The sequence below is a fragment of the Actibacterium sp. genome, assembly GCF_041584535.1.
Classification (GTDB): Bacteria; Pseudomonadota; Alphaproteobacteria; order Rhodobacterales; family Rhodobacteraceae; genus Actibacterium_D.
The window spans coordinates 1-2,791 of the sequence record NZ_JBFHDW010000314.1; the positions used below are offsets into that span (position 1 = coordinate 1).

General features: G+C 62.7%; 4 protein-coding genes. All 4 read left to right on the top strand.

Annotated features, from left to right (window positions below):
- Positions 1-320 (top strand): hypothetical protein (locus ABYW26_RS12895; RefSeq protein WP_372605313.1); only part of this gene is annotated, 320 nt, incomplete at its 5' end.
- A gap of 111 nt (positions 321-431) precedes the next feature.
- On the top strand, positions 432-1,205 hold the full coding sequence (locus tag ABYW26_RS12900; protein WP_372605314.1) for a DUF6478 family protein: 774 nt from the start codon (positions 432-434) through the stop codon (positions 1,203-1,205).
- Positions 1,202-1,597, top strand: a complete 396-nt coding sequence (locus ABYW26_RS12905) for a hypothetical protein (RefSeq protein ID WP_372605315.1) — start codon at positions 1,202-1,204, stop codon at positions 1,595-1,597. Before ABYW26_RS12900 ends, ABYW26_RS12905 begins: the two co-directional genes overlap by 4 nt.
- 75 nt (positions 1,598-1,672) lie before the next feature.
- The coding region (locus ABYW26_RS12910; RefSeq protein ID WP_372605316.1) for a 2,4-dienoyl-CoA reductase FMN-binding domain-containing protein at positions 1,673-2,791 on the top strand (1,119 nt) is incomplete at its 3' end.

The window sequence follows — 2,791 nt, forward strand, 5'->3', positions numbered from 1 at the left end:
CGATCAAGTCGCAATATGCCCGGCTGAAAGCCTATTTCAAATCCGATCAGGGCCGCGCGAACCTGTCGCAAAATGGCGATCCGGCGCAGGTTCGGGTCATTCGCACCAGCATGACCAATGGCGTGTTCATCGTGCAGGCGCGCGACAACAGCGCCGAAATGCCCCGTGGCCAGTGGCGGGCGATTTTCGATCTTGGCGATTACGTGGTCTCGGCCACAGTCACCGCCTTGCAGGATCAGCCGATTTCCGACGATGCCGGCGGTGCGACGCTTGAGGCGCTGATCGCCCGGATCGTGACGACCAAGGCCGCCAGCGAATAGGCCTCGGCCGATTTGTTGCGGTTCAGATCGGAAATCCGCCTCAATGTTCTGGAATCGTTAAGTGTCCCGGCCTAAGCTGCCGGAGCGAATGCGCAAGGATACGAGGGCGGAATGGCCAACCGGATCGAGGTTATGATGGACCGGCTGTTGCAAAAACGGGTGCTGCGACGCTGGACCCGTGTTGCCGACAATGCCGCCGCCCTGCCGATCTCGCAACTCAAGCTGCAACGCGGACGGGCGCGGGCGCTGCGCCGTCAGATCGACCGGGTGATTCACGTTGCCGACAGCCGCCTGACCCTGCCGCTGATCGGGGCGAATGCGATCCGGCGGCCGATGGGATCGGATTGGGTCTATCGCCCGCAAATTTGGCGCGGACCGCTGAACGTGCCGGGGCTTGCCGCAGTGGAATCGAAAACGGCGCTGGGCGACGAGGTGACGCTGTTCCACGATTGCGCGGTTAGCGAACTGACGCTGCGCCAGATTCGCAATACCCGCGAAACCGATCTGGCGCCGTTCGGCCTGCGGATGGATGTGTTCCGGTTCGATGGCTCGTTCCTGTCGCTGGTGCTGAACCTGCCGCAAGACGGTGTGACCGGCCTGAGCCGTCGCCATGTCGTGCGGCTGGACGCCATCGTCGAGATGGAAAAACCGCTTGAGATTTTCGCCCGGCTGAACGTGCGCCATGGCCCGAACACCGAACAGATCGTCCGCGAATTGCCGCTGCATGAGCAAGAGGTATTCGTCGAATTCGATCTGGCCTATACCAAGCTGAACGAAAAGCGGGTCGAGGCGATGTGGGTCGATCTGATCTTTGAAGGCCCCGAGATGAACCAGATCATTTTGCGCGACATCACCTTAAGCCGCCGTCCGAGGGCCGAGCTATGAAACAAGCCAAAGTCACCGCAATGGTTTTGACCAAAACCCAGATTCGCGCCGGGGTCTGGCAGGGCGTGCTTGAGATCATGCCGCCGGATGCCGAAGCGCCGGAAATTCAGATCCTGCATCTGGAACAGCCGCTGGACGGTCTGACCGTGACCGCCGATCCGCAGGCGCAGGGGCGGTTCAACCTGTCGATCGCGCTGCCGGTCGGGGTGATCAGCGACGGGGTTCAGACCTTTCTGATCCGCGATGTGGCTGCTGATGCGACGCTGGGGCATTTCACCATCGTCACCGGCGAGCCGCTTGAAGATGACATCCGCGCCGAGGTCGAATTGCTGCGGGCCGAGCTGGACGTGCTCAAACGTGCCTTCCGCCGGCATTGTCTGGAAACTTCGTAAGCCTTTTACGCCGCGTTCGGGCGTGACAAACTGGTCGTTGCAGGCTCAGATACCCCCAACTTATGGGAGGCCCGCATGACCGATTATCCGCATCTTCTGGCACCGCTGGATCTGGGATTCACCACGCTGAAAAACCGCGTGCTGATGGGGTCGATGCATACCGGGCTTGAGGAAACCAAGGATTGGAACCGCGTGGCCGAATTTTATGCGGCGCGGGCGCGCGGCGGGGTTGCCCTGATGGTGACCGGCGGCATGGCCCCCAATCCCGAAGGCGGGGTCTTTCCCGGCGCGGCGGGCCTTTATACCCCGCAGGACATCGCCAATCACCGCATCGTCACTGACCGGGTTCACGACGCGGGCGGCAAGATCGCGATGCAGATCCTGCACGCCGGGCGCTATGCCTATGGCCCGGATTGCGTCGCGCCCAGCCCGGTGAAATCGCCGATCTCGCCCTATCCGCCGATCGAACTGGACGAGGCCGGGATCGAGAAGCAGATCACTGATTTCGTCACCGCCGCGACCCGTGCCCGCGAAGCTGGCTATGACGGGGTCGAGGTGATGGGGTCCGAGGGCTATTTCCTGAACCAGTTCATCGTCACCCATACCAACAAGCGCACCGATCGCTGGGGCGGCAGTTACGAAAACCGGATTCGCCTGCCGATCGAGGTGGTGCGCCGGGTGCGCGCGGCGGTGGGCGACGATTTCATCATCATCTACCGGCTGTCGATGATTGATCTGGTGCCCAATGGCTCGACCCATGATGAGGTGGTGCAACTGGCGCAGGCGATCGAGGCCGCAGGTGCGACGATCCTGAACACCGGCATCGGCTGGCATGAGGCACGCGTGCCGACCATCGCCACCTCGGTGCCGCGCCGCGCCTTTGCCTGGGTCACGAAAAAGCTGATGGGCAAGGTTGGCATCCCGGTGATTACCTCGAACCGGATCAACGCCCCCGACGTGGCCGAGGCGGTTCTGGCCGAGGGCTGTGCCGACATGGTGTCGATGGCGCGGCCGTGTCTGGCGGATGCCGATTTCGTCGCCAAGGCGGCCGGGGGCCGCACGGCGGAAATCGCGCCCTGCATCGCCTGCAATCAGGCCTGTCTGGACCACACGTTCGGCGGCAAGATCAGCACTTGTCTGGTCAACCCGCGCGCCTGTTATGAAACCGAATTGCAGATCACCCCGGCCGCGCAG

Bases quoted from the DNA above. Each gene is read 5' to 3' on its own strand.
- ABYW26_RS12900 (WP_372605314.1), top strand. From the start codon at position 432: ATGGCCAACCGGATCGAGGTTATGATGGACCGGCTGTTGCAAAAACGG.
- ABYW26_RS12905 (WP_372605315.1), top strand. From the start codon at position 1,202: ATGAAACAAGCCAAAGTCACCGCAATGGTTTTGACCAAAACCCAGATT.